30 protein-coding genes are annotated in these 23,853 nt (G+C 67.2%); 16 read left to right on the top strand and 14 right to left on the bottom strand.

Translation table 11 applies throughout. The annotated features are described in order from the left end of the window. Nucleotides 1-21 precede the first annotated feature (21 nt). From H1343_RS11195 to H1343_RS11225, 7 genes are all read right to left on the bottom strand, one after another. Nucleotides 22-912 (bottom strand): S49 family peptidase, encoded by an 891-nt coding sequence (locus tag H1343_RS11195; protein WP_185982989.1) that lies wholly within the window; start codon nucleotides 910-912, stop codon nucleotides 22-24. Next, nucleotides 909-2,258 (bottom strand): phage portal protein, encoded by a 1,350-nt coding sequence (locus H1343_RS11200; RefSeq protein WP_246332959.1) that lies wholly within the window; start codon nucleotides 2,256-2,258, stop codon nucleotides 909-911. Before H1343_RS11200 ends, H1343_RS11195 begins: the two co-directional genes overlap by 4 nt. Next, nucleotides 2,258-3,997, bottom strand: a complete 1,740-nt coding sequence (locus H1343_RS11205) for a terminase large subunit (RefSeq protein ID WP_185982990.1) — start codon at nucleotides 3,995-3,997, stop codon at nucleotides 2,258-2,260. The genes H1343_RS11200 and H1343_RS11205 overlap by 1 nt, the downstream gene beginning before the upstream one ends. Nucleotides 3,998-4,000: 3 nt before the next feature. Then, complete coding sequence (locus tag H1343_RS11210; protein WP_185982991.1) at nucleotides 4,001-4,624, bottom strand: P27 family phage terminase small subunit; 624 nt, start codon at nucleotides 4,622-4,624, stop codon at nucleotides 4,001-4,003. 265 nt (nucleotides 4,625-4,889) lie between these two features. Next, nucleotides 4,890-5,087, bottom strand: coding sequence for a hypothetical protein (locus H1343_RS11215; RefSeq protein WP_246332961.1), 198 nt, complete (start codon nucleotides 5,085-5,087; stop codon nucleotides 4,890-4,892). 281 nt (nucleotides 5,088-5,368) lie between these two features. Then, a complete protein-coding gene (gene nusG / locus H1343_RS11220) occupies nucleotides 5,369-5,968 on the bottom strand; it encodes a transcription termination/antitermination protein NusG (RefSeq protein WP_185982992.1) in 600 nt (199 codons plus the stop codon). Nucleotides 5,969-6,372: 404 nt separating this feature from the next. Then, nucleotides 6,373-8,148, bottom strand: coding sequence for a DNA primase family protein (locus H1343_RS11225; protein ID WP_185982993.1), 1,776 nt, complete (start codon nucleotides 8,146-8,148; stop codon nucleotides 6,373-6,375). 98 nt (nucleotides 8,149-8,246) lie between these two features. On the opposite strand from H1343_RS11225, the gene H1343_RS11230 reads away from it, so the two are divergent. Further along, nucleotides 8,247-8,450: a type II toxin-antitoxin system HicA family toxin gene (locus H1343_RS11230; protein WP_185982994.1), complete on the top strand. Its 204-nt coding sequence runs from the start codon at nucleotides 8,247-8,249 to the stop codon at nucleotides 8,448-8,450. Between the two features lie 39 nt (nucleotides 8,451-8,489). Next, the gene (locus tag H1343_RS11235) at nucleotides 8,490-8,897 is read left to right on the top strand and encodes a type II toxin-antitoxin system HicB family antitoxin (RefSeq protein WP_185982995.1); all 408 of its coding nucleotides are present in this window, start codon (nucleotides 8,490-8,492) and stop codon (nucleotides 8,895-8,897) included. Nucleotides 8,898-8,905: 8 nt separating this feature from the next. Here the strand turns inward: H1343_RS11235 and H1343_RS11240 are convergent, their stop codons facing one another. The 7 genes from H1343_RS11240 to H1343_RS11270 are packed head-to-tail and all read right to left on the bottom strand — an operon-like array spanning nucleotide 8,906 to nucleotide 13,029. Beyond that, nucleotides 8,906-9,493 (bottom strand): MT-A70 family methyltransferase, encoded by a 588-nt coding sequence (locus tag H1343_RS11240; protein WP_185982996.1) that lies wholly within the window; start codon nucleotides 9,491-9,493, stop codon nucleotides 8,906-8,908. Next, nucleotides 9,490-10,737, bottom strand: coding sequence for a DUF7146 domain-containing protein (locus H1343_RS11245; RefSeq protein WP_185982997.1), 1,248 nt, complete (start codon nucleotides 10,735-10,737; stop codon nucleotides 9,490-9,492). Before H1343_RS11245 ends, H1343_RS11240 begins: the two co-directional genes overlap by 4 nt. Continuing rightward, nucleotides 10,734-11,108, bottom strand: a complete 375-nt coding sequence (locus H1343_RS11250) for a helix-turn-helix domain-containing protein (RefSeq protein ID WP_185982998.1) — start codon at nucleotides 11,106-11,108, stop codon at nucleotides 10,734-10,736. The genes H1343_RS11245 and H1343_RS11250 overlap by 4 nt, the downstream gene beginning before the upstream one ends. After that, nucleotides 11,101-11,910, bottom strand: a complete 810-nt coding sequence (locus H1343_RS11255; protein WP_343048873.1) for a hypothetical protein — start codon at nucleotides 11,908-11,910, stop codon at nucleotides 11,101-11,103. Before H1343_RS11255 ends, H1343_RS11250 begins: the two co-directional genes overlap by 8 nt. Beyond that, nucleotides 11,907-12,200, bottom strand: a complete 294-nt coding sequence (locus tag H1343_RS11260) for a hypothetical protein (RefSeq protein WP_185982999.1) — start codon at nucleotides 12,198-12,200, stop codon at nucleotides 11,907-11,909. The genes H1343_RS11255 and H1343_RS11260 overlap by 4 nt, the downstream gene beginning before the upstream one ends. Next, nucleotides 12,197-12,697 (bottom strand): hypothetical protein, encoded by a 501-nt coding sequence (locus H1343_RS11265; protein WP_185983000.1) that lies wholly within the window; start codon nucleotides 12,695-12,697, stop codon nucleotides 12,197-12,199. The genes H1343_RS11260 and H1343_RS11265 overlap by 4 nt, the downstream gene beginning before the upstream one ends. Next, entirely contained in the window at nucleotides 12,694-13,029 is a 336-nt protein-coding gene (locus H1343_RS11270) for a helix-turn-helix domain-containing protein (RefSeq protein ID WP_185983001.1), read from the bottom strand. The genes H1343_RS11265 and H1343_RS11270 overlap by 4 nt, the downstream gene beginning before the upstream one ends. 94 nt (nucleotides 13,030-13,123) lie before the next feature. On the opposite strand from H1343_RS11270, the gene H1343_RS11275 reads away from it, so the two are divergent. The 14 genes from H1343_RS11275 to H1343_RS11340 all read left to right on the top strand — a co-directional run bounded on the left by H1343_RS11275 (nucleotide 13,124) and on the right by H1343_RS11340 (nucleotide 23,817). Beyond that, the gene (locus tag H1343_RS11275) at nucleotides 13,124-13,762 is read left to right on the top strand and encodes a LexA family transcriptional regulator (protein ID WP_185983002.1); all 639 of its coding nucleotides are present in this window, start codon (nucleotides 13,124-13,126) and stop codon (nucleotides 13,760-13,762) included. A gap of 162 nt (nucleotides 13,763-13,924) precedes the next feature. Beyond that, complete coding sequence (locus tag H1343_RS11280) at nucleotides 13,925-14,164, top strand: hypothetical protein (RefSeq protein ID WP_185983003.1); 240 nt, start codon at nucleotides 13,925-13,927, stop codon at nucleotides 14,162-14,164. Further along, nucleotides 14,161-14,301, top strand: a complete 141-nt coding sequence (locus tag H1343_RS11285) for a hypothetical protein (protein ID WP_185983004.1) — start codon at nucleotides 14,161-14,163, stop codon at nucleotides 14,299-14,301. The genes H1343_RS11280 and H1343_RS11285 overlap by 4 nt, the downstream gene beginning before the upstream one ends. Then, a complete protein-coding gene (locus H1343_RS16905; RefSeq protein WP_210270029.1) occupies nucleotides 14,301-14,969 on the top strand; it encodes a hypothetical protein in 669 nt (222 codons plus the stop codon). The genes H1343_RS11285 and H1343_RS16905 overlap by 1 nt, the downstream gene beginning before the upstream one ends. Further along, nucleotides 14,969-15,154, top strand: a complete 186-nt coding sequence (locus tag H1343_RS11295) for a hypothetical protein (protein ID WP_185983005.1) — start codon at nucleotides 14,969-14,971, stop codon at nucleotides 15,152-15,154. Before H1343_RS16905 ends, H1343_RS11295 begins: the two co-directional genes overlap by 1 nt. Next, complete coding sequence (locus tag H1343_RS11300; protein WP_185983006.1) at nucleotides 15,151-15,438, top strand: hypothetical protein; 288 nt, start codon at nucleotides 15,151-15,153, stop codon at nucleotides 15,436-15,438. Before H1343_RS11295 ends, H1343_RS11300 begins: the two co-directional genes overlap by 4 nt. After that, nucleotides 15,435-15,773 (top strand): hypothetical protein, encoded by a 339-nt coding sequence (locus H1343_RS11305; RefSeq protein WP_185983007.1) that lies wholly within the window; start codon nucleotides 15,435-15,437, stop codon nucleotides 15,771-15,773. Before H1343_RS11300 ends, H1343_RS11305 begins: the two co-directional genes overlap by 4 nt. A gap of 45 nt (nucleotides 15,774-15,818) precedes the next feature. Beyond that, nucleotides 15,819-16,841 carry a DUF2303 family protein gene (locus H1343_RS11310; RefSeq protein ID WP_185983008.1) on the top strand — a complete coding sequence of 341 codons (1,023 nt, stop codon included), beginning with the start codon at nucleotides 15,819-15,821 and terminating at the stop codon, nucleotides 16,839-16,841. A 5-nt stretch (nucleotides 16,842-16,846) separates the two neighbouring features. After that, a complete protein-coding gene (gene dnaN, locus H1343_RS11315; protein WP_185983009.1) occupies nucleotides 16,847-17,983 on the top strand; it encodes a DNA polymerase III subunit beta in 1,137 nt (378 codons plus the stop codon). A 2-nt stretch (nucleotides 17,984-17,985) separates the two neighbouring features. Next, nucleotides 17,986-18,240, top strand: coding sequence for a hypothetical protein (locus H1343_RS11320; protein ID WP_185983010.1), 255 nt, complete (start codon nucleotides 17,986-17,988; stop codon nucleotides 18,238-18,240). Beyond that, entirely contained in the window at nucleotides 18,237-20,297 is a 2,061-nt protein-coding gene (locus tag H1343_RS11325; protein WP_185983011.1) for a DNA cytosine methyltransferase, read from the top strand. The genes H1343_RS11320 and H1343_RS11325 overlap by 4 nt, the downstream gene beginning before the upstream one ends. Beyond that, the gene (locus H1343_RS11330; protein ID WP_185983012.1) at nucleotides 20,297-20,752 is read left to right on the top strand and encodes a hypothetical protein; all 456 of its coding nucleotides are present in this window, start codon (nucleotides 20,297-20,299) and stop codon (nucleotides 20,750-20,752) included. The genes H1343_RS11325 and H1343_RS11330 overlap by 1 nt, the downstream gene beginning before the upstream one ends. Before the next feature lie 113 nt (nucleotides 20,753-20,865). After that, nucleotides 20,866-21,819 (top strand): tyrosine-type recombinase/integrase, encoded by a 954-nt coding sequence (locus H1343_RS11335; RefSeq protein ID WP_185983013.1) that lies wholly within the window; start codon nucleotides 20,866-20,868, stop codon nucleotides 21,817-21,819. Nucleotides 21,820-22,305: 486 nt separating this feature from the next. Beyond that, nucleotides 22,306-23,817: an ABC transporter substrate-binding protein gene (locus H1343_RS11340; protein ID WP_185983014.1), complete on the top strand. Its 1,512-nt coding sequence runs from the start codon at nucleotides 22,306-22,308 to the stop codon at nucleotides 23,815-23,817. Nucleotides 23,818-23,853: the final 36 nt, after the last annotated feature.

Below are 23,853 nucleotides of genomic sequence, written 5' to 3' on the forward strand. Positions count from 1 at the left end.
ATTCGCCGCTGGCGAATGGGGTTAGAGGGCGGCGCGCGCCCTGTTGCGGCGTGGCGTGGAGCCGCGCGGCACGGTCGTTGAGGCACCGAGACGCTGAAGAGTTTCGACCATCGTGCCGACGCGGTCGGCCATGCCGCGCGAGACGGCGTGTTCGCCGATCACCATGCGACCCCGGCCGAAGTCGGCACGGATGCGATCGGACGGGATGTTCCGGTTCGCAGCGATGCGATCGACGAACATGCCGTCGATGTAGCGGACCTGCTCTTCCAGATGCGCCCTCGCCGTATCGGACAGCGGAAGGTGCGACGACGCCTCGTTCTTGAACTCGGACGAGGAGATGAGCGTGCGCTTGATCCCCGCTTTCTCCAAGGCAGCGCTGATGTCCTGATGCGCCGTCATGGCGCCGATCGAGCCAACCCAGCCCGTCGGCGTGATGACGATCTCGTCGGCGGAACTCGCGATCCAGTAGGCGGCGCTCGCGGCTGTCGCATCGACCTGCGCGATGATCGGCTTGCTGCCTCGCGCGCTGGAGATGAGGCGCGCCAGTTCCTCGGTGCCCTGGACGTTTCCGCCGGGAGAATCGATGTCGAGGACGATCGCCTTCACGCCGTCATCATCGACGAGCTGACGGAAGGCCGCCGACAGTGCCTCGTTGCTCGTGCCGCCGGAGATCGCCGACATCATGTTCATCCGGTTCGCGATGACACCGCGCACGGGCAGGATACCGATTGAGCCCTGCCGAGCCGAGCCGCCCTCCTCGCTTCGCCCTCCGATGCGGGCCTCGATCTCCGAGGCATCGAACTTGATGCCGTCGGCCTGGAGGGCGAGCAGGTCGATCATCGCTTCCAGCTTGTCCGGATGCATCGCCCAGATCTCCGAAGCGACCGCCATCAGAATGCGCGCGTATTTCATCGGTCGGTCTCCTCGGTTCGCGTCGCAGGGACCGGCGGCGCCGCCGTCTCGCCGGCAATGGCGCGACTGATCGGGATGAAGCCGGCCTGCACGAAGTGATGGTCGCCGTCCGGGCCGATCCCGTCCTCGTCCTCGAGGTCGAGGATGCGGTTCGGCGAGTAGGCGCCGATCCCGAACAGCGTCGAGTAGAAGTCCTTACGCGCCGCCATGTCGCCGCGAAGGAGCGCGTTCATGTTCATCTTCACGACGTAGCCGGCGCGCCGCTCTTCCTCGGTGAAGAGCTTCCAGTTGCACTCGCTCTCGATCGCCGAAACCCACGGCGCGATCGTCTGCATGACGAAGCCGATCATCAGCTGCTCGATGCCGCTGCCCCAAGTGGTCGTGCCCTGGTGGCTTTGCAGCATGATCAGCGGCACGTCGTACATGCGCGCCACCTCGGCGATCTGGAACTCGCGACTGCCGAGGAACTGAGCGTCCTCGGGTGGGATGGTGGTCTGAACCCACTTCATCCCCTCTTCGAGCACCTTCACCCGATGAGCGTTGTCGAGGCCGCCTTGCTTCTCCAGCGCGGCAGAAGGGTTCTCAGGGGCGGCCCGTGTTTCGCCGTTCGCGCCGCGGATGTTGCTCTTCGCGGCCACGCCGAGTTTGCCCGGATGCATCAGGAAGCCGCCCGACTTCATGTCGTTGGCGAAGAACTTCCCGCCGAACTCCTCCATCGCCAACGCCATGCCGATCGCCTGGCGCGCGACCGCGATGGGCGAGATGCCGACATAGCCGTTGAACGACTGGTCCATGATGTGCAGGACGTCGCTATGCTCGATCCGGAACTGCTGCCCGTCGATGGTCGTGCGGTAGAACAGATCGCCGTTCTCGCGATGGGGCGCCGTGCGATCCGGCATGAGCGGCCAGAGGCCCACCGCCTGCCCATCCGAGTTGCGCTCGATCTCGTTGTACCCGTTGCCCCAGCGAAGCGCGTGGCCCATCAGCGTCTTGCGATGGGTACGGCCCGACATGAACTCGTTCGGCCGAGTGCCGAGGAGGCCGTACAGCGGATGGTCCTTCGCCTCCTGCATGCCGCCGCTGCTCGTCGGCTTCATGACGCGAAACGGGAAGGTCGCGATGGGGTTCGCGATCCGGTTGATGGCGGCGTAGACTGCCGGCAGGTTGAGAGCCAGATGCTCGTTGACGTTGACGCCGGCGTTCGTCTTGCCGCCACCGATCAGCCGGACGAACCAACCGTCTTTCGCCGTGACGGACTGAGACGCGCTCGTCGCGACCGCTTCGACGGCAGGCGTCTCGACGACGCTGGCCTCGGCGGACCGTCGGATGCTCGGCACGTGCATCATCAGATCTCGATCTCCAGAATGCCCCGCGTTTCGTAGACGGACACTTCGGGCTCCAGCCCGCTCATCGCCAACGCTCGCGCCATGACGGCAGCGACAATGCCGTCGATCTTGTCGAGGCTTCGCTTTTTGGCCGGCACATAGTTCAGGTTCTCGTCGAAGCGGACTTGGCAATGACCGGCCATCCAGGCGAGCACAGGATGTCCGCCATGGTCGTACTCGCCGGCGAACACCATGCGCTCAAAGCTCTTCGTGGCCTCGCCGAGCGATGACGTTCCCTGACGCATCTCATGGAAGAGCTCGATGTCGAGACCGTCGGCCTCGAGATCGGTGATCAGCTTCCGCGCGTTCCACGGATCGAACCCGGCGGCCTCGACGTCGAAGTCCTCGAAGGCCTGCTTGATCGCTGCGCCGACGAAGTTCTGATCGACGCTGTCGCCGGGTGTTGCGATCAGCGCTCCATCCTTGACCCATCGACGCCAGTCGACACGACGGTCCTCGATGGCCCTCTCTTCGAGCGTTCCTTCCGGTATCCAGAACAGCGGCAGAAGCGTCCAGCTCTCCCCGTCGCCCTCCGGCTCGAATTCTAGGACCAGCGCTGTCAGGTCGCGCGTCGCCGACACGTCGAGGGCGAGGCGGCACCGCCGCCCCTTCATCCTCTGCCATGTCGTCTTCCAAGCCTTGGGACCGGACGAGCAGGCGGACCATTTCGCCTTCGGCAGCCAACCGCCGACCTGATCGACCCACCGATTGAGGTGGTAGCACTGGAAGATCGCCTCCGGGACGGGGCGCCCCTTCGCGTTCCGAAACTCGGTCCGCAGATAATCGAGCGTCGGCGTCAGCCCCAACGATGGGTTCGCCTTCCGCCAGACCGCCTCGTCTGTCCAGTCGTCCTCTTCATCGATCGCGAAATGCACGACCAGCGCACGAGGATTGTCGATGTCGCCGGACATGATGCCGAGCGATTCCTGATACCACTCCCACCCGACGCGAGAGGACTTGCGCCCGGCCGTCGAGGCGTAGAGCTCGATTGGCTGCAGGCGCGAGCCCGTTCCCTGCCTCAGCGTATCGGCCAGCTCGCGCGTCAGCCACTCATGGATCTCGTCGCCGAGGATGACTGTCGGCGAGCGGCCGTGCTTGCCGTCCGGCTTGCCGGTCAGAAGCTCGCAGAGCGCGCCGGTCTCGCGGACGAAGATCGACTTCTTGTTGAGGACGACCCGGACGTTGCCGGCAGCGTCTTCCTTGATGCCGTTCCCGACCTCGATGATGGCCTGCATCTTGCGGAACGGTACGAAGCCCTGATCTTCGTTCCGCCCGAACACGAAGGCCTGCCCGCCGGCCACCTTCTCGAGCACGAAGAACAGAACGCCGAGCGCGGCCAGGAACTCGCTCTTGCCGTTCTTTCGCGGGATCCAGAGATCGAGCCGCCGAAAGAGGCGAACATGCTCGACGATCGGTCGATGCGTTTCCGGGTCGAGCGCTTCCGTCGGCAGCTTCCACCCGACGAGAAGCCGGACGGTGATCTCCTGCCACGGCAGAAGCCGGAACGCCTTCCCGCGGAACCGGTCGTCGGTCAGCCGAAAGATGCGCGGCCAACGCTCGGCGACCGCGTCGGCCTTGGCATGGTCGAACCACGCCCCCTCGACCGAACACGCTCGCGACCATGCCGAGATCGCCCACCCATACGCGGGGTCCTCCGAGACCTTCTCCAGCCACGCCGGCAGTGCGACCGAATAGGGCACGGTTCAGTTCAGTCGTGCCGGCGGCGCTGAATCGGTCTCCGTCATCAGGTCGTGCGGGTCGCCGTCCCGCTGATCTGCCTCCGCCCCCCGTGCGTTCGGGGATGCTGGCGTGAAGAGATCGGCCTGCTGCGAACGGTTGAAGGTCTCGACACGCACGAGGTTGATGTCGGCGCGTGGGGTGAAGCCGAAGTCATCCTCCAGAGCGCGGAGCTTCAGCTCGATATCCCCCATGATCTTGATCGACGGATGCGGGATGATCCGGACGGTTCCGTTGACCGGGGTCCACTCGACCGTCAGCTGACCCTTCGGGCAGTCCTTGCGCAGCCGCTCGGCCGCAGCCTCGTACATCTGCGACCAGATGCAGTATCGCGTCAGCGCATGCCGGTATCCCGGACGACGACGCCCGGCGGCGCGAAGCGTGTCGGCCTGGCCGCCCCAGATTTCCGTTGCCCGCCGATAGTAGGCCGGCGCGGCGCGGAAGATCGACGGGACCGCGAACGGATCGGCCGGGGCCTCGCGCTCGGCCGAATCGGCGGCGGCTTCGATCTCGTGATCCGTCCGGCGCTTCCGGCGACCGGGATAGCCCTGCGCCTTCTGCAGGCTCGGGTCCTGTTTGCGCCTGCCCATGGAAACACCGGCGCAGCGAACCGCACCGCCCTTCAAAGTCGTCAAAGAAAAAAGTTGGCGGCTGAAATTTCGCGCCGCCGAACACCGACTTACCCCGCCGGTCCCGCCCCCTGAGGCCCCCGACTTTCGACCCACCCTCCCCCTCGGCGTGACATTTCGGCCACATCGGCGGAAGGCGCGACCTCCTCGACGATCGGACGACCAGGTCGCGGCGACCACGTCTCCTCGGGCAGGAGCTTGCCGACGTACCGCGAGAGGTCGAGCGTCATTGGCATGCCCTCTCGGCGGCGCGCTCCTCGCGCTGCACGTCGCGGTCGTGATGCGGCTTGCAGATGGCCTCGAAGGGGCCGGCGAAGAACTTGGCCGCGTCGCCGTGGTGGCGCTCGACGTGGTTGACCACAGTGGACGGCTCGACGACGCCCTCGGCGAGGCACCGAGCGCAGAGCGGTTCGTCAGCCAGCACCTGCGCTCGGATCGCAGCCCATCGGGGCGTCTTGTAGAGCGCGCGCCAAGGCTGGGCAGATCGACGCTGCGCATCATAGGCGCGGCGTTGCTGTTGCCGGTTCGGTCGGCCCTTCGGTCGGAAGGTTGCGGGGCGGGTTGCCATACCCCTAGAACGACGAAGGGCCCGCTTGCGCGAGCCCATAGGTATCCATGGCGCCGGGTGACGATCTCCCCGACTATTTGCCCCGGCGTGTCACGTGGCCGCTCAGAACAGGCATGCATTCTCCGTCGCCGAGGAAGCTATGCGACTTGCTCGATGGCGTCAACGGGCACGCAGACCTCGTTCATGCCGCCGAACACGGAAATCAACAGGCGAATGGCACGGCGGCTCGCAGCGTCCACCACCTGTCCGATGAAGCCGGAGAACGGCCCGACGACGATGCGCACGTCCTCGCCTGCCTTGAACGCCTCCACCCCCATCGCCTGCCTGCGCCGCACGCTCGCGAAGCGCAGGCGCTCCTCGACCTCGGCGAGGCGCAGCGCATCCACCTCGGCGAAGGGCAGCGCCTGCGGTGCGCCTTCCACGCCCAGCACCGCCTTCACGCCCTGGCACTCGCGCACCACACCCCAGTGCCGCATCGTCGGGTCGGCAGGCATGGCGAGGAAGATGTAGCCGACGAGAAGGGGGAAGGTCCGCTCGATCTCCTTCTTCGAGCGATGATGCACGATCACCTTGCGGCCCATCGGCAGCCAGGCGTCGAAGCCCTTCTCTCCGAGCGTGGCGAGGGCCCGGCCCTCGCACTGCGGGTTCGTCCGCACGGCGTACCACTCGACGCCGGCCTCGTAATCCACCACCAGAGCCCGCCGAACCGGGGCGCTCCACTGCCGTTCGCCCCGCATCCAAGCGTTTTGGGCAGCTAGGGAAGGAAGCGCCCGGCCGTTTTCGCTTGCTGCCCACTTATCCATTTTCATAACCCTCTGTATATCAATGCTTATTTTCGAAGTTGGGCAGCTAGGGAGGCTAGGGAGGCAAGCTTTCACCCTACGTATGAGAGAGGTCCCCTTCTCTCTCGTCGTTCTTCATGGGTCGCGCGCGCATATGCGGAAGGCGCGGGCTTGCCTCCCTAGCCTCCCTAGCTGCCCAAACCCCTGCGCCGCCGGCCTCCCACACCCTCGCGGTTTGGGCAGCAAGCGGTTTCGCCAGCGCGCTTGCGTCCCTAGCTGCCCATTTCCGGGCGCCGGGCGCGCCTGCCCTGTCGTCGGCTTGGCCGGTCGCAGAGGTGCGGAGAGGCGGCGCGTGGGCATCATTCGTCTCTCGGCGCGAACTCGCGGTCGGGCGGCGTGGGCCCGCTACCGGGCGCGCCACCACGGAAGGCGTCCTTGATGCGGATGCCGGCATAGACGGTGCCGCCGCTCTTCATGCGCACGAACTGGCGCATGCGCCCGTCCGGCCCCTTCCATGCCTGCTTCGCCTTGTCGGGCAGCCGGCGGTTGAAGGTGGCGGCGGCGAAGGGCGTCAGGCCCTCGCGCTGGGAGAAGCGGATATAGGCCTCGTGCAGCTCGCCGGGCGAGACGCGGTCGCTCGGGTCGCCCGTCACATCGCAGCCGCCACGGATGAACGCGCCGACAGGGTCCGAATCCTCGCGGTGCTCCTGCACGGCCGCGAGCAGCTCCTCGGGCGGCGCCAGCCCGCCGATCGTCAGATATTCCAGCGTCCCGGCCAGCATCCAGGCGAGGATGCCGTCGCGCTCGGCGAGCAGCTTGTCGGGCAGGTGCCGGTCGCGCTCGGCGGCGGGGATCTGCACCGGCCATTCGAAGAGGTGGACGCGCCGCCAGATGCCGTCGTCGTCGCCGCGGATGATCGGCTTGTGGTTGCCGGTGATGACGAACTTCGCCTTGATGGTGATCTCGACGAAGTCCTGATGCAGCTTGCGCACGGCGATCTTGTCGTCGCCGGTCAGGAGCTTGATCAGCCCTTCCTTCAGGCGCGCCGTCTCGTCGCCTTCGGAGGCGAAGCACGCATAGGCGCCGTTGAGGCGGGCGAGGTCGGGCGTCGCGTCCGCGCCGCCGCGCCGCACGTCGCCGGTGAAGCTCTCGATGCCCAGCGTCACCGCATAGTCCGAGAGGATTTTGCCGAGGACGTCGGTGAAGGTGGATTTGCCGTTGGCGCCGATGCCGTAGAAGAAGGCGATGATCTGCTCGCCCGTCAGCCCGGTCAGCATGTAGCCGGCGAGGCGTCGCAGATAGGCCCGCATGCGGATGTCGGGCTGCACGCGGTGCAGGAACTCGATGAAGGTCGGCGCCAGCCGGTGCGCCATCGCGTCGAGCGCGTCCTCGGTGAACAGCGCCTCCCCCGGTTCGGCCGGGTTGATGCCCGATGGTCCGGAAGACGGGTCGCACAGGCTCGCCTCGGCCAGCTTGGTGATGAAGTCCTCGCGCCGGTGCGCGTCCAGGCGCGCCCGCCAGAGAAAGCGTGGCTCCTCCGGGTCGCTCTCCTCGTCCTCGATGCGCACGAAGCGAATCGTTCCGTTGCGGCAGTTCAGCGCCATCGGGTCGGTGTTCATCGCGTCGACGGTGCGGGCGAGGTAGGGCTGCGCCTCCTTCAGCATGTTGTCGAGCTTGGCCGAGTTGCAGGAGGATTTGCCGTGCGCCCGGCGCGTCTGCCGGCGTTTCTCCAGCTTCTCCTTCAGCCGCTCGGCCTCCTTCACAGCCGCTTCCAGCTTCTCCCACGGCCGCCGCGCGCCACCTTCCGCGTCGGCCTTCGGCCGCTCGCGCCCGGCCATCTCCTTCGCGGCATCGTCGCCCGCTTCGATCAGGAGGATCTCGCCCTCCTCGAGCATGATCTCGGTGCATTCGAAGCGGATTTCCTCGGCCGTCTTGTGCGCCAGCGGGCGCACGACGCTGCCGTCCTCATCCTCGCGCCAGCGCAGGCCGTCGAAGCCGTGCCAGCCGATCTTGGCGATGGCGAGCAGGTCGGAGCCGTGGCGGTGGCGCAGGCGGCGGCCGTTGCCGATATCGGTTTCAGCCTCGGCCGCGCAGAGCGCGATCAGCGAGACGCTGGCTTTCGGGTCGTCTGTCATTGCGGAGCGGCCTTGCAAAACATACGTAGTTTATACGTAATGCCGCTTGCGTTCCTCCTGAAAATTACGTATAAAATACGTAACAGAGAGGGAAGGACATGAGCCCGAAGCGACAGGTTGAACGCCCCAAGGACATCATCAAGCGATTGCTCGGCGATGGCTGGACGGAGCGGAAGGGAAAGGGGGACCACCGCAATTTCACCAAGCCCGGTCACGGGGTGGTCACGGTGGACACGGGAGTGAAGGAGATACCGATCGGCACCCTTCGCAACATCTACAGAACGGCGGGCTGGGGCTGGTAGCCCCGGCCCCTTCGCCTCACACGAAGACAGGAACGAGACATGACCAACGTCGTCGCATTGATCCACGGAGAGGCCGGCACCTACGGCATCTCCTTCCCAGACTTCCCCGGCGCGGCGTCCGGCGGCGCCACCGTTGACGAGGCGCTGGCGCGCGGCCGCGCGTTGCTCGCCACCCATATCGAGGCACTGACGGAAGAGAAGGTCGCCCTTCCCGCCCTGCGCACGCTGGAGGAGGTCCGCGCCGATCCCGCGCTCGCGGAGGACTTCGCCGATGCCGTCGCCGTCACCCTGGTGCCGGCGGACCTGCCCGGCCGCGCACGGCAGTTCACGATCTCGATGGACGAGAACCTGATGGCTCGCATCGACGTGCAGGCCAAGGCCCTCGGCGAGAACCGCTCGCGCTATCTCGCCAACGCCGCGCGCAATCGCCTGCGGGAGGATGCCTGACGAGGCGGTCATTCGGCCGCCCCGAACTTGTCGGCCTCGTTGCCGAACGCGTCCCAGCCGGCGCGGCGCTGGCGCGAGAAGATGTCCGCGCGGCGCCCGGTCGGGACGAGGGTTTCGACGAGCTGGTAGAATTCTTCCGGCTTGCGGGAATGCTCGCGGGCAAGGCCGTCGAGCGCGGCGTCGGTCAGCGTCTCGACGAGGTTCGGCACCTTGCCGCGCGCGATGGCCGCGCCCTCGAGGCGGCCGATCAGGAACGGTTCGCAGACGGAGCGCAGCACGTAGCCCGTGCCCCAGCGCAACTTGCCGCCGCTGGTGCGCTTCGCCCACACGCCGCCCGTCACGGTCGGCAGGCCCCAGCCGCGCATGATCGCCGCCTGTTGCTCGATCAGCGGCCAGGTCGCCCACATCACGAGGACGCCGCCGGGCGCGAGGAGATCGCCGACGCGCATGGCCGCGATGTCGGCCATCGACATCGTCGTGTATTGCGCTTCGGGGCTCTTCTCGAGGCCCTTGTCGGAATAGGCCCGCCACGGCCACGGCGGATCGATGACGACGACATCGTAGGAGAACAACGGCAGGCCGAGGTCGGCACTCACGCCGCCACCCCTTGCGCCATCTCGGCGAAGTCCATGCCTGCCGGTGCCATCTCCACGCGCACCGTGCGGCCGTCGCGCGCATGGCGTCGCGCGCCGCGCTTCATCGCCGCCCGCGTCATCACCGCGTCGCTGTCGCCGTCGCCGAGGAGGACGAGCTCGTCGACATGGTCGGGCACCGGCATCGCCACGCTGTCGAGATCTGGCGCCTCGCCAGGCACGAACACGGGCAAGCGCCGCCCGCCCTTACCGATATTCACCTTCTGCGGGTGGCGGATGCGGCTGTCCTTCGTCGCCTTGCCGCACAAATTCCCGAGGTCGCCGGCAGCGCAGTAGAACGTGCCCTCCGGAAAGCCTTCGCGCTGGCCGAAGCCGAGAACGGTCTCGATCCCCTCGCCGGCCACCATGCGGCGCGCCGAGGAGAGACGGCCGACGAGCGGGATCAGCCCGCCGGCCTTGGAGCCGCGCATCTTCTTCGAGGGCAGCGTCTCGCCCGCGTTCTGCGGGTCGGTGATCGTCGGCCGCCCCTTGCCGGGCACGTCTAGGTCGATCCACGTCTGATGAATGCCGATGATCTTAGCGCTGCCGCCGTCGGGCCGCACGAACAGCGCCAGCATGGCGGGGCCGCGGTGCAGCTGCGCGTTGCGCCCGCCCGCATCCCGGCCCCAGAACGGCAGATCGGCCGCGCAGCGCAGGAAGGCCGGGTCGATCCGCGAAGGGTCGAGCCCGCGCAGCGCGAGATACCGCTCGGCCTGGCTGCCGGGGAACGGCCGCCCCTCGGCCCAGATGTCGAGGCAGCGCTCCAGCTCGCGGCGGCGATAATGCGCGCTCTCGTCGGCCTGCCGGGCGGCGCGCTCTTCGCTCTCGGCGCGGGCGGCGGCGTTGCGGGCCTCGGCCTCGCGTCGGCGCGCGGCACTGTCGCGAAGCTCCTCGGCGCTCTTCGCAGGCCCCGGCCGGTCGCGGCCGAGCAGCGTCTCGCAGGCGTCGAGGAAGCTCTCGCCCGTCAGATACTCGACGAGCGCGATGCCGTCGCCGCCCGCCCCGCCCTGCCGGCAGAGGAAGACGTTCTTCGAGGGGTTGAGCTGGAACCGATCCTTGCCGCCGCAGCGCGGGCACGGGCCGACATACTCATGGCTGGCGCGGCGCAGCGTCGAGAGCGAGAAGCCGCAGCGCTCGAAGGCCGCCTCGATCGAGATCGCGCGCGCCTCCTCGACGAAGGCGTCCATTTCCGGCGATCGGGCGGTCATGCAGCCACCCCGAGGAGATCGCGCACCGCCTTGCGGTCTTCGAGCCAGTAGCCATCGAAGCGGCGCGAGATGATTGCGATGCCGTAGGGCTTGAGCTTCCGCCGCAGTTTCGAGACATGCGACTCGATCACCACCGCAGGGTTCTCGACTTCCTCTTCCCGCGCGAGGCCGTATACGATCGTCGCGACGGCCTCGCGTGTCGCCCTCGGTCGAGCGACGAGAACGGAGAGAACCTGTCGCTCACGGCGCGTTAGACACCACTCGGCAGGAACGTCGAATTCGGGGGCGAGGATGGCCTCCAGTTCCTCGACACGGTCGCGCAGCGCACAGACCTGCCGCTCGAGCGCGTCGATTATTGCGGCGTCATCCATTGCGACGCCCTCGCCCTTGGAAGATCACGGACGCCAAGCCGCGCCAGATCGGCACCCGGTGCTCTGCAGCGAAGCGGGCGGCATCCCTTTCGATCCGCGAGAGATCGCCGAGAGCGGCCTTGATCGTGGCTTCGCTGATTGTGCCGGCGTATTCCTTGGCGAAGAGCAGGCGCTCGACGGCCTTGATATGACCGGCGGCGATCGGGGCGAGTCCGGCCTCGACGCAAAGCTGCAACACACGGCGCGCACCCATCGCGTGCCGCCGTTCGACGAGGCTGCGGATCGATCCGACCGCCATCGTATCCCCGACGCGATATCGCCCGTTCGGCGGATGCCGGAGGATGGTCGCACCAGCCCGCTCGCAGACCTGCGCGATCGTCTGCGCGTCCTCGTCGCCGGCCAAGACCATCGCATGGTGCAGATGCATCGGCGTCACTGCGATGCGGTCGCGGTTGTGGCGAACGAAAGCATCGGCGCGCGCATTTGCGGCGGCAGCCTCGATCACCATCACCGGAATGGTGACGATCTCCGGATGGCTGGCCGCGGCGATGGCCGTGTGCTGCCCGTCGACAACGTGCAGGGAGCCTTCCACGTCTACCACCACGGGCGGCTTGAAGGCCGCAAAACTCCACTGCCCGACGACGCGGCGGATCAACGAGACCGATCGGGAGGAGAGACCGCGCTGGTAGGCATCGTCGACCAGCAGGATACGGGGATCGACCCAGCGAAACTCCGGGCGCCATTCTGGCACCGCCGCAGGCGCCAAATCCGGCAGGCTCATCGGTTCGATGGCACGCATCATCGCTTGAACCTCCGCAGGTCATACTCCGCAGGCACGCCACGACGCTCGGCGGGCGTGCCGGTGCCAGCGGCCATACGGGTGTGGGTCGCGCAGTAGGAGCCGCCGTCGCGAGGCGCGTCGCAGCACAGGCGCGCAACCTCCCGCATCGGATTGCCGGCGAGATGCACCGGCCAGCGGCAGCCTTTGGCATGCTCGAGCGCGGCAGGCGCTTGCCCCGGCAGGGGCCGAAAGGCATCCGCCTTCGGGTCGCGAACAACCGGCGCGCGCGGCATGTCGATCACGGTGCTCATTCACCCGCCCCCTTTGCTGGCAGCGCGTTGCGCATCAGCCGGGCGCGCATGTCCGCGACCTTCCGCTCGACGACCGCGAGGAGAGCGTCGGCGGTCAGCGCTTCCGTGGCGCTGATCTCGCCGTCATCGTTCGCCTGGTAGAGGCAGGCCTCGGCCTCCGAGACGGCACGACCCAGCCGGGCAATCGTGCGATCGCAGACCGGCAGGTCGGAGATCGGGGCGTCCATCGGCTCGAGGCGATAGTTCTGCGCGCCGGCAAGCGCTCGCGCGTGGATCGGCTCCCCAGCCGCGAAGTCGAGATCGAGCGCGGTGTCGAGCGCGACGAAGCGGTCGGCGTGCTCTTCCTTCGCCGAGTGGCAGTAGGACAGAGCGGTCTCGCCGACGCGCACGATCTTGTCCCGCACGAGCGCGGCGGCGTCGCCGGCGGCGAACAGCGCGGATCGCGTGGCGAACTTCAGCGCGTTACGCATCTGGAGGGTCGAGGGACGGCCGATCATCGCGCCGTCTCCGCATGTGAACCGGCGGCCTCGTCGTTCACGTGACGCGACGCCGCCTCAGCCCCATTCTTGCCGTCATCGGACGAGGTGAAGGCCTGACCATGATCACGGAGATAAGCCGCGCGGGTAGCGGCCATGCTTCCCGGCGTGACGGCGCCCTCAGTAAGCGTCTGGATCGCAACCGCGAGATCAAGCGGACACGCTCGCGATCCGTTCTCGTAACGCTGAAGCGTTCGGCCGGGGTTGGCCCCGCCGATGCCAAGCGCCTCCGCAATCTCGCGGAGGTTCTTACCGGCGGTAATCCGCCACGTGGAAAGGTCGACCGTGCTCATAGCGACGGAAGTAGCCATATCGGCTACCCCCATGTCAAGCAAAAGTAGCCGATACGGCTCTTTCGCGCGTAGCCGCATTGGCTACGGTCACGCCATGCAGAACCGCCTCTCCGAAATCATGCGCCAACGCGGCTTCTCTCGCGAGAAGCTGGCCGAAGCTGTCGATGCTCATCCGATAACCATTTCTAAGCTCGCGTCGGGAACGATGGGCATGACGACGAAATGGATGGAGAAACTTGGATCTGCACTTGGCGTCTCACCGATCGAAATTCTCATCCCGCCCGCACGCACGCGGAGCGTCCAAGTCCGCGGCGCCGTACAAGCTGGCGCGTTCGTTGAATCGCTGGACTGGCCGGACCGTGACGACTGGTATGACGTAGCCGTGCCGGACGACGAGCGCTTCCGGCACCTGCCGCTGTACGCCCGCGAAGCTCGCGGCACGTCCATGAACAAGCGATATCCGGACGGCACCGTCCTGATATTTACGGCACCGTGGGATGACCACGCTACGCCGGAGCCAGGCGCGCGATACGTCGTCGAACGCCAGCGACCGGACGGGACTATTGAAGGCACTGTGAAGCGCCTCCATCGCGACCCCGAAGGTGGGCTTTGGCTGATTGCCGAGTCGGACGACCCACGCTGGCAGAAGCCAATCTCACTCGACGGCGAAGTCGAAGATGAGATCGTCCGCATAGTCGGACGAGTTCGCTACGCGGTCACCAGGGAGGAGTAGCCAATACGGCTACGACCCTATTGACAATGCCGTAGCCGATATGGCTACTTGCTTCAATCCCGACCCGGATTGGAGTTTTCGGTGTTGTACCATTCCCTTCCCCATACCGGCCGCGTTTCCTCCCGCGCTGCCGGTGGCGCGGCGCCCCTGATCGGAGGGGCCTTGTCCGCCCTCCCGTCGGGGGCGCGCGCCTTCCGTGACGACCGCTCGCTCGAGGAGCGGCTGACGGATGCGAGCCAGACCGGCATGGCCGTCTGGCTCGACCCGGCGCCGGCCAGCGGCGAGGTCATGTGGCCCGCCCGCACCGTCCTCGTGGCGCTGGTCGGCGCGGCCTGCGTCGGCATGTTGGCCGGCGCGGCGCTGATCCATGCCCACGGCACGCTCGCGAGGGCGTTCTCATGATCGAGTGGCTGTTCCCGAACCCTCAGGACGGCAGCGTCGAGACCGGCGGCTGGCTTCACGCCCTCGCCTCTCTCGCCAGCCTCCCGCTCGGCGGCCTCGGCGCCGTCGTCATCCTCATCGCGATGGGGGTGATCTGATGCGAGACCACCAGACACGCGTCGGGGCGTGGATGATCGACTGCTTCGGCGAGGAGGTCAGTGCCGACAAAACCGAGCGGGCGGACCGGTTCATCGAAGAGGCGTTGGAACTGGCGCAGGCGACTGGTTGGACGGCCGATCGCGGACACGCACTCGTCGATTACGTCTTCGGTCGTCCTGTCGGAGAGCCCGGGCAGGAAGTGGGCGGCGTGATGGTGACGCTCGCCGCCTTGTGCAACGTGCACGGGATCGACATCGATGCTGAGGCGCGCCGGGAAGTCGATCGCATCACGCAGCCCGATATCGTCCTCAAGATCCGCGCCAAGCAAGCGGCAAAGCCGACGGGGTCAGCCTTGCCGGTTGCCACAGCTTCGGCAGTTGCCGCGACCGCGCTCTCGCCCGCTCAGCGTGAGATCGCGCGTCATGCCCTCGGCCTCGATGGTCGCCGCCGCCAGTCCTACCGCAACCACTACGTCGCCGGCGAAGGCGGCGACGATTTCGTCACACTGCGCGAAATGGTTGAGGCTGGCTTCGCGCGGCAGCACCGCGCCTCGCCGCTCTCCGGCGGCGACCCGATCTTCACGCTCACCCGCGCCGGCGCCGAACGCGCTCTCGATCCGGGCGAGAACCTGAAGCCTGAGCACTTCCCGATCATCGGAGCCGACTGATGGCTGGCTTCCGCGTCCACTTCGACGGGCGCGGACCCGTTTTCGTCACGGCCGAGACACCGGACGCCGCCCGCAAGCTCGCCGTCCAGCGCGAGCCCGGTGCCCGCATCACCAAGATCAAGCTCGACCGGGTTTCGCCCGGCCCGCGCGGCACCCGCCGCATCACCAGAGGAGACCTCGCATGAACATCGACGCCGCGACCCTCGTCGCCAACGCCCAGGCGCGCAAGGCTGCGCTCGCCGCTGCCAACGCGCCCACGGCCCGCCGCAAGGCCGCGCCCGGCCCCGTCACCGCGGAAGACGCCGTCGTGCGCCGGCTGTCCGACGACATGATCGACATCGCGGCGGCCAAGGGCTGCGCGGAAGAGGTCGATCTCCTCAACCGCGGCCATTCGCTCGCGGCGCTGCGCAAGTACGGCGACCGCGCCCGCGAGATCGCCAACCGCGCGGTGGTGCGGAGGGTCGCATGAAGATCGTGCGCGAGCCGCAGGTTCTCCTCGGCATGCTGGAGGGCGGCGAATTCGTCGGCAAGCTCCAGAACGAAATGAACGCGGCTCTGACCGCGCTCAACGAGGCAGCCGGGCCCAAGGGTAAGGCCGCCGGCCACGTCACCGTGAAGTTCGGCCTCAAGGTCGAGGCCGGCATGGTGACGATCACCCCCGACATCACGGCCAAGAAGCCGAAGGAGGAGTTCGGCTCCTCTGTCTTCTGGGTCACGGAAGACGGCGACCTCTCCACCCAGCACCCGCGCCAGTCCGACATGTTCGACGGCCCGCGCGAAATCCGCGACCGCGACGCCGGCTGACGGCGCCGCACCCTTTTCCTGCCATCCGCTCAACAGGAGGACGCCATGTCCGACACCGCAACGCATACCTCTGCCGAACCGCAGGTCTTCAACTCGACCACGTCCGTCGGCGAGGCCTTCAGTCTGGACGGCGACGCCGTCGAGAAGCTGGCGACACTCGGCGCGCGCGCCACCGGCATCGACATCGTCGAGGTCAAGGACACCGCCGGCGACGCTGGCCTGCCGGACTCCTTCCCTGTCGCTGTCATTCACGGCGACAATCCCAAGCTCGCCAGCGTGAAGAGCTTCGCCGAGGAGTGGCGCGAATACCCCGAGCACCGCCGCGGCATCGCGCATGTCGGCGATGTCGAGAGCTTCATTGAGCTGACGAACCGCCACAAGACGGACCATTCCGTCGTCTTCGCGCAGTCGGACTGGCGCAAGCCATCGCTCACGTCGGTGATCGACTATCACGACATCGAGCCCGATGCCCGCGCCGGCTTTGGCCGCCACCGGGTTCACTACGCCTTCCCGTTCTCGGACGAGTGGAAGACCTGGCTGGAGCATGACGGCAAGCCGATGGACCAGCGCGAGTTCGCCGAGTTCATCGAGGAGCGTGCGCCGGACATGACGACGCTCACGGGGGGCGAGGCCGCGCAGCACGCGAGCGAAATGCAGGTGTCGGCGATCGGCACGCCGGCGCAGATCTTCGAACTCGCACGCGGCCTCGAGATCAACGTCGGCGGCAAGGTGAAGCAGAACGTCAAGCTGCAGAGCGGCGAGGCGAAGATCGCCTTCGAGGAGGAGCACACCGGCAAGGACGGTCAGCCGCTCACCGTGCCCGGTGCCTTCGCCCTGATGATCCCGCTCTTCTACAACGAGGACCCGATCGTCATCCCCGTGCGCCTGCGCTACCGCATGGTCGGCGGCTCGATCGTCTGGCTCTACAAGCTCTTCCGCGTCGACCGGCTCGTCGCCGAGGCGGTGCGCAACGCCAAGAACGACGTCGCGGCGCAGACCGGTCTCGAGGTCTACGAGGGCGCCCCGGAAATGTCGGCGTCTGGCACGCCTGTCGGCGCGGCGGGCTGATCGCCATGCCCGTCGCCTTCACCGTCCGCGTCGAGGTCCTGCGCGCGCTCGTCGAGCGCGTCGAGAAGATCGTGGAGCGCCGCAACACGATCCCGATCCTGTCGAACCTCGCGCTGGCGGTGGAGGCGGACGGGCGCATCCGCGTCACCGGGACCGATCTCGACATCTGGGCCATTGCCACCGCGCCGGAAGCGTCTGCGACAGTCGGCGAGGCCGGCGAGACGACGGTCCCGGCCGCGCTCCTCAAAGACATCTGCGGCAAGCTCGACAAGGGCGCCGAGCTGCGCTTCGCATCCAGCGGCACGCAGGTGACGCTCTCCTCGGGTCGCTCGCGCTTCAAGCTCAACGAGCTGCCGACGGCGGACTTCCCCGACCCGGCCGAGCGCGAGGCCGCCTGCACCTTCCAGCTCTCGGCCGAGCAGTTGACGGCCGTGCGCTCGCGCTGCGGCTTCGCGATCTCCACCGAGGAGACGCGCTATTACCTCAACGGGGTCTTCTGGCACCGCGACGAGCAGCACCCCGAATGCCTGACGAGCGTGGCGACGGACGGGCACCGCCTGGCGCTCCTGCGCATCCCGATCGCGGCAGACATCGCGGAGCTGCCCGGTGTCATCATCCCGCGCAAGACGGTCGAGCGCGCCTTCGATCTTCTCGCCTCGTCGTGCGGCGAGGAAGAGCTCGTCGAGATTGATGTCGAAGAGAACGGGATCGTTCTGGAGACGCAGGCGCTGCGCATCGTCTCCAAGGTGATCGACGGCAAGTTCCCGGACTATGTCCGCGTCATACCCACCGCTAATGACAAGATCGTCGAGGTCGAGAGCGTCGCGCTGAAAGCGGCGGTCGATCGCGTGCGCACGGTCTCGGCCGAGCGCGGGCGCGGCGTGCGCTGCGCCTTCGCCGGCGAAACGCTGACGCTCTCGATGGCCTCGCCAGACGCCGGCGACGCCACCGACGAGGTCACGCTCTACGGCGCGCCGGTCGAACTCGAGATCGGCTTCAACGGCCAGTACATCCTGCAGGCGCTCGACACCTTCGACGGCGCGCGTGTGCGCCTGGCCATGAACGACGCGGGCTCGCCCGCCGTCCTCTCCAACCCCAGCGACGCCGACCGCCTCGTCGTCCTGATGCCGATGAGGGTGTGACGATGGCTGACGAACTCCCCATCACCGCGCAGATGCTGAAGGACCTGCGCAAGCTCGAGGAATCGGGCTGGATCGGCTGCGCGCGCGGCCGGGGCGCCTGGCGCGGCACGGGCGGCAACATCGGCCTGCACGATGCGCCGATGCTCACGCAGGCCCGCCTCGCCCGCAAGGTCTACAAGGGCCGCGCTCCGCGGATCGTCATCACCGAACGGGGCCGCAAGCTGCTCGCCAGCCGTGAACGGAGGAGCGACGCATGAACGCGCACACCTTCCCGCATTCCTTGCCGCTCATCGTCGACAGCTTCGCCGGCGGCGGCGGCGCCTCGACCGGGATCGAGACGGCGCTCGGCCGCTCGCCGGACGTGGCGATCAACCACTCGGCCGACGCGCTCGCGATGCACGAGGTCAACCACCCCGATACGATCCACCTGGACAGCAACATCTGGGACGTGTCGCCGCTGGAGGTGACGAAGGGTCGGCACCTCGGCCTCTTCTGGGCCTCGCCGGACTGCAAGCACTTCTCGAAGGCCAAGGGCGGAAAGCCGATGGACCGCAACATCCGCGATCTCGCGTGGATCGTGGTGCGCTGGGCCGAGGAGGCGAAGCCCGATGTCATCATCCTCGAGAACGTCGAGGAGTTCCGCACGTGGGGCCCGCTCTGCAACGAGGGCAAGCCCATCCCCGAAATGCGCGGGCTGATCTTCGAGCAGTGGATGAAGCGTCTGCGCAAGGCCGGCTATCGCTGCCAGTGGCGCGAGCTGCGCGCCTGCGACTATGGCGCGCCGACCATCCGCAAGCGCTTCTTCATGATCGCCCGGCGCGACGGCCAGCGGATCGTGTGGCCCCAGCGCACGCACGGCGACCCGAAGAACGCCGCCGACGCGAAGCTGATCCGTAAGGGCAAGCTCCTGCCGTGGCGCACGGCCGCCGAAATCATCGACTGGTCGCTGCCATGCCCGTCGATCTTCGACACAGCCGAGGAGATCAAGGCGAAGCACGGTGTGCGCGCGGTGCGCCCGCTGGCCGATGCGACCATGCGCCGGATCGCGCGCGGCGTGTCGCGCTACGTGCTGGAGGCGGCCAAGCCCTACATCGTGAAGTTCCAGACCGGCGCGACCGGCCACGCGATCGACGAACCGCTGGCGACCGTGACGGCCAACAGCTTCGTTAAGCGTCCCGGCGGCGCGGCGCCGCTCGGCGTCGTGGTGCCGTCGATCGTCCGAACCGACATGGCAAGCGCGGCGGATCGCAACGGCGTCCACTCTCTTGAGGATCCTCTCAACACCGTGACGACATCGGGCTCGTTTGCCCTTGTCACGCCCGTCATCACCGCCGCCCAGCATGGAGGCTCGGTGCGCGCGGCCGACGAACCCATCCACACCATCACCGCCAGCCCGAAGGATCAGAACGCCGTCATCGTGCCGACGCTGGTCGGCTGCGGCGGACGCGCGGGCCAGAGCGCACCGCGCGGCGGCGACGAACCCCTCGGCACGATGACGGCCAAGGCTGATGGATGCGTCGCGGCTGTGCATCTTTCCCGGTTCACGCAGAACGGCGTCGGATCGAGCATGGATGAGCCGGTCGACACCGTCATGGCGGGCGCGCCGAAGTTCGGCGTCGTCGCGGCGACGATGGTGCAGACCGGCTACGGCGAGCGCGAGGGGCAGGCGCCGCGCGCGCTCGACATCGATCGCCCCATCGGCACGCAGGTCGGCGGCGCGGCCAAGCACGCCGTGGTGTCCGCCTTCCTCGCGCAGCACAACAGCGACAGCCGGCGCATCGGCGGCGTGAACCCCGGCCGCCCGGCCGATGAGCCTCTCGCGACACTCACTACGGCGGGCGCTCAGCAGGCCGTCGTCGCCGCGCACATTCAGAACATGCGAGGCAGCGACCGGCGCGATGCGCCAGCCGATGGCCCGCTGCCGACGCTCTCGGCGCAGGGTACGCACGCCGCTCTGATCTCGGGCTTCCTGACGAAATACTACGGCGAGGCGCTGCCGAACCAGGCGATCGATGAGCCGGTGCACACCGTAACGACGAAGCCGAGGCACGGGCTCGTCACGGTCGACATCGACGGCGAGACTTATGCCATCGCCGATATCGGCATGCGGATGCTGACGCCGCGCGAGCGCTTCCGCGCCCAGGGCTTCCCCGACAGCTACATCATCGACCGGCGTCCGGACGGCTCGCCGATCTCGGCGACGGTGCAGGGATCATGCTGCGGCAACTCGGTATGCCCGCCGCTTGCCGCGGCGCTCGTCTCGGCCAACTGCGCGCATCTCGCCGTCGCGCCGACGATGGAGGCTGCGGAGTAATGGCGAAGGACCCGCTGATGCGCGCCCGCGCGCGACCTGATCCGGCCGAGTGGCACGACGACGAGCTGATGACGCTCTTCGAAGCCGTTGGCGTCTTCTGGCCCGAAGGCCCGCTCACCGTCGCTTCGCTGCGCACGGAGATCCGCAACGGCTCGTTGACCGCCGAACGCATCGCGGGCAAGGATTTGGTCACGCCGAGATCCCTGAAGGAGATGCGCCAGCGATGCCGAGGCCAACGAAGCCCCCGCGCCTCTACCTCCGCCAGAGACGGGGCCGCGAAGGATCATGGGTCATCCTCGACGGCGGTGATGAAATCGGCACAGGCTGCGGCGCTGGAGACCGTCAAGGCGCTGAGAGAGAGCTCGCGCGCCACCTCACGCGAAAATACACGCCGAAGGTCGGCGGATCGAACCCCTCCGCGCTGCGCGTCGCGGACATCCTCACCCACCATCTGAAAGAGCGAACGCCGAAGGCGAGCGCCGATGCGCGGGCCTTCAAGAGCTTCGAAGACCTTTCGATTAACGTCCAGCGCCTTCTCGAATGGTGGGGCGACAAGCACCTCAACGAGGTGAAGGGCGCGACGTGTCGCGGCTATGCCGCTCATCGGATGACGCAGCCGGATCGCCGCATCAAAGACCCTGCGAAGCTGCGCACCGTGACGGCCGCCACCGCCCGCCGCGAACTGGAAGACCTCTCGGCCGCCATCGGCGCCTATCACAAAGAGTATACGCTCGACGCCGTCCCGCACGTCACGTTGCCGGAGAAGGCCGAGCGCCGCGACCGGTGGCTGACGCGTTCGGAGGTCGCCCGTCTGTTGTGGGCCTGCCTCGGATGGAACTGGGATGCGAAGACGAACTCGTTGCGCCGGACGCACCGCGAGCGCGCGCAGACGCGGGCTCGCCGGCGGCACCTCGCCCGCTTCATTCTGATCGGCATCTACTCGGGCACTCGCCATTCACCGATCGTGCAGGCCCGTTGGATCGAGAGCCTCGAGGCGCCTTACGTCGATGTTGCGCGCGGGGTGCTCTACCGGCGCGGCGCGCGCGAGCGCAAGACCAACAAGCGACAGCCGCCGGTTCGAATCGTCCCCCGCCTGCTGGCGCACATGCGCCGATGGGAACGGCTCGACCTGGCACGCACCAACGCGGATGGGCAGAAGGCGCCGGCGACCCACGTCGTCCATTTCCTCGGCCGCCCCATCGCCGGCACGATTCGCACCGCGTGGGTGAAAGCGTGCCAGGATGCAGGCCTTGGTCCGGAGGTTGTGCCGCACATCATGCGCCACTCGGCCGCCACTTGGTTAATGCACGGCGCTGCGCCGATCGGCGAGGCAGCCGGATACCTTGGCATGTCGGAACAGACGCTGCGCACCCACTACCAGCACCACCATCCGGACTACCAGGACGGAATGGACCAAGCCTTCGAGCGTGCCCGCGAACGAACGGGCAACCGGCCCAAGATTGCCCAAGAAACCCACGAAACGAGGCGAACGAAACGTGGTGAAACCAAGGGTCAGGGCTAGGAATATCAGCCACTTATAGGAAGGACATCCCGTTTACACCGAGGATGTCGGCAGTTCGAGCCTGTCATCGCCCACCATCATTTCAGTGGGTTAGCCGCTGCACTTTCGCCGCAGGCCATGAGCCGACCCCTGAAATTTTCGCCAATCGCAGCTTTACAATACGATTCTCGCGTGGTTGTCCGCCGCAGCCGGATGCCTTTCATCGCCCAACCGATTGGCAACACAGTGGACGCGTCGCACCCGCCATCGTCGACGCAAGACCGCCCCGTCGCGCCGCGTTTCGACGGATCGCGAAAGATATGACGCGAGGGTATGGACAACCGCCCGGAAACGGTTGCAAGCTCCTGTTGCTGAAGTTTTCAACAGACGGCTTTCCCGCTCACAGAGCGGGCAGTCGCAACGGTTCGACGCGGGCTGAACCGCGCCGGATCGAACGTTAACCACGCCTATCGAAGCCGGATTTTAGCCACAGATAAGGATCGCGAAATGAAGCATCGCACGCTCAAGGCCGCCTGTGTCTCGCTCGGAGCGCTGCTGGCAGCGACACCGTCGCTCGCGGGCCCGGCGGACAACTCGCTGTCCTGGGCGTCGGACTCGATCCCCTCCAACATCGACTTCTACCAGCACACGATCCGCGAAGGCATCGTTCTCGCCCACCACATCTGGGACACGCTTCTCTATCGCAATAACGACACCGGCGAGTTCGAGCCGCATTTGGCCGAATCCTACCGCTACGTCGACGACACGACGCTGGAATTCGTCCTTCGCCGCGGCGTGATGTTCCACAATGGCGAGGAGCTGACCGCGGACGATGTCGTCGCGACGATCGAGTACGTGACGACCAACGTGACGCCGCAGCCGATCTTCTTTCTGGAAGGCGCGGAAAAGGTCGACGACTACACCGTGCGCATCAAGACGGCCGGCGTCTTCCCGCCGATTCTCGACTATGTCGCCAACCTCCTGCCGATCTACCCGGCGGATTATTATGCGGAAGCCGGCCCGGAAGGCATGTCCCGCGAGCCGATCGGCACCGGGCCCTACCGCGTCACTCAGCATATCGCCGGCGAAAGCGTGTCGATGGAGGCTTTCGAGGACTATTTCGGCGGCGTGAAGGGCCAGCCCTCGATCCAGACGCTCAATTTCCGCCGTATCGGCGAATTCAACACGCAGGCCATTGAGCTGGTCAGCGGGGGTCTGGACTGGATCTGGCGGGTGCCGCCGGACGCCGTCGGGCAGTTCGAGAACGCCGGCGGGCTGACGGTCGATGCGGGAGAAACGATCCGCATCGCCTTCGTCGGCATGGACGCGACCGGACGTGCCGGCGAGAGCCCTCTTGAGAACGTCGATGTCCGCCGCGCGATCAACCACGCGATCGATCGCGATGGCATCCGCGAGGCACTGATGGGCCCTGGCTCGTCACTGATCAACGCGCCTTGCGCGCCGCGCCAGTTCGGCTGCGTCGAAGAGGCGGCCGTCACCTACGAATACGATCCTGAGATGGCTCGCCAGATGCTGGCGGACGCCGGCTATCCGGACGGCTTCGACATCCAGTTCTGGGGCTACCGCGACCGGCCGATGATCGAAGCCGTCTTCGGCAGCCTTGCGGAAGTCGGCATCAACGCCAGCCTCAACTTCGTCCAGGCCTCCGCCATCGCCACAGCGCGTGACGCCGGGCAGTTGCCGATGTGGTTCCAGGCCTGGGGCTCCAACTCCGTCATGGATGTGGCCGCCGGCCCCGGCTACTGGTTTTCCGGCTCGCCGACCGACTATGCCCGCGATGCGCGGGTGAGCGAGCTGATCGAGGAAGGCAACTCGACGGTGGACCCGGAAGCGCGTCTCGCCCTCTACCGCGAGATGATCGAGCGGCTGACAGACCAGGCCTACACGGTGCCGCTTTTCACCTACGCCCTGAACTACGTCTACAACGAGCAGCTCGAATTCACGCCGGTGCCGGACGAGACGCCGCGCTTCTTCCAGGCACGCTGGAAAGACCAGTAAGCCGAAGCCCTCGTCGCTGATCGATAAGAACAGGAG

The organism is Aureimonas mangrovi (assembly GCF_014058705.1).
Classification (GTDB): domain Bacteria; phylum Pseudomonadota; class Alphaproteobacteria; order Rhizobiales; family Rhizobiaceae; genus Aureimonas; species Aureimonas mangrovi.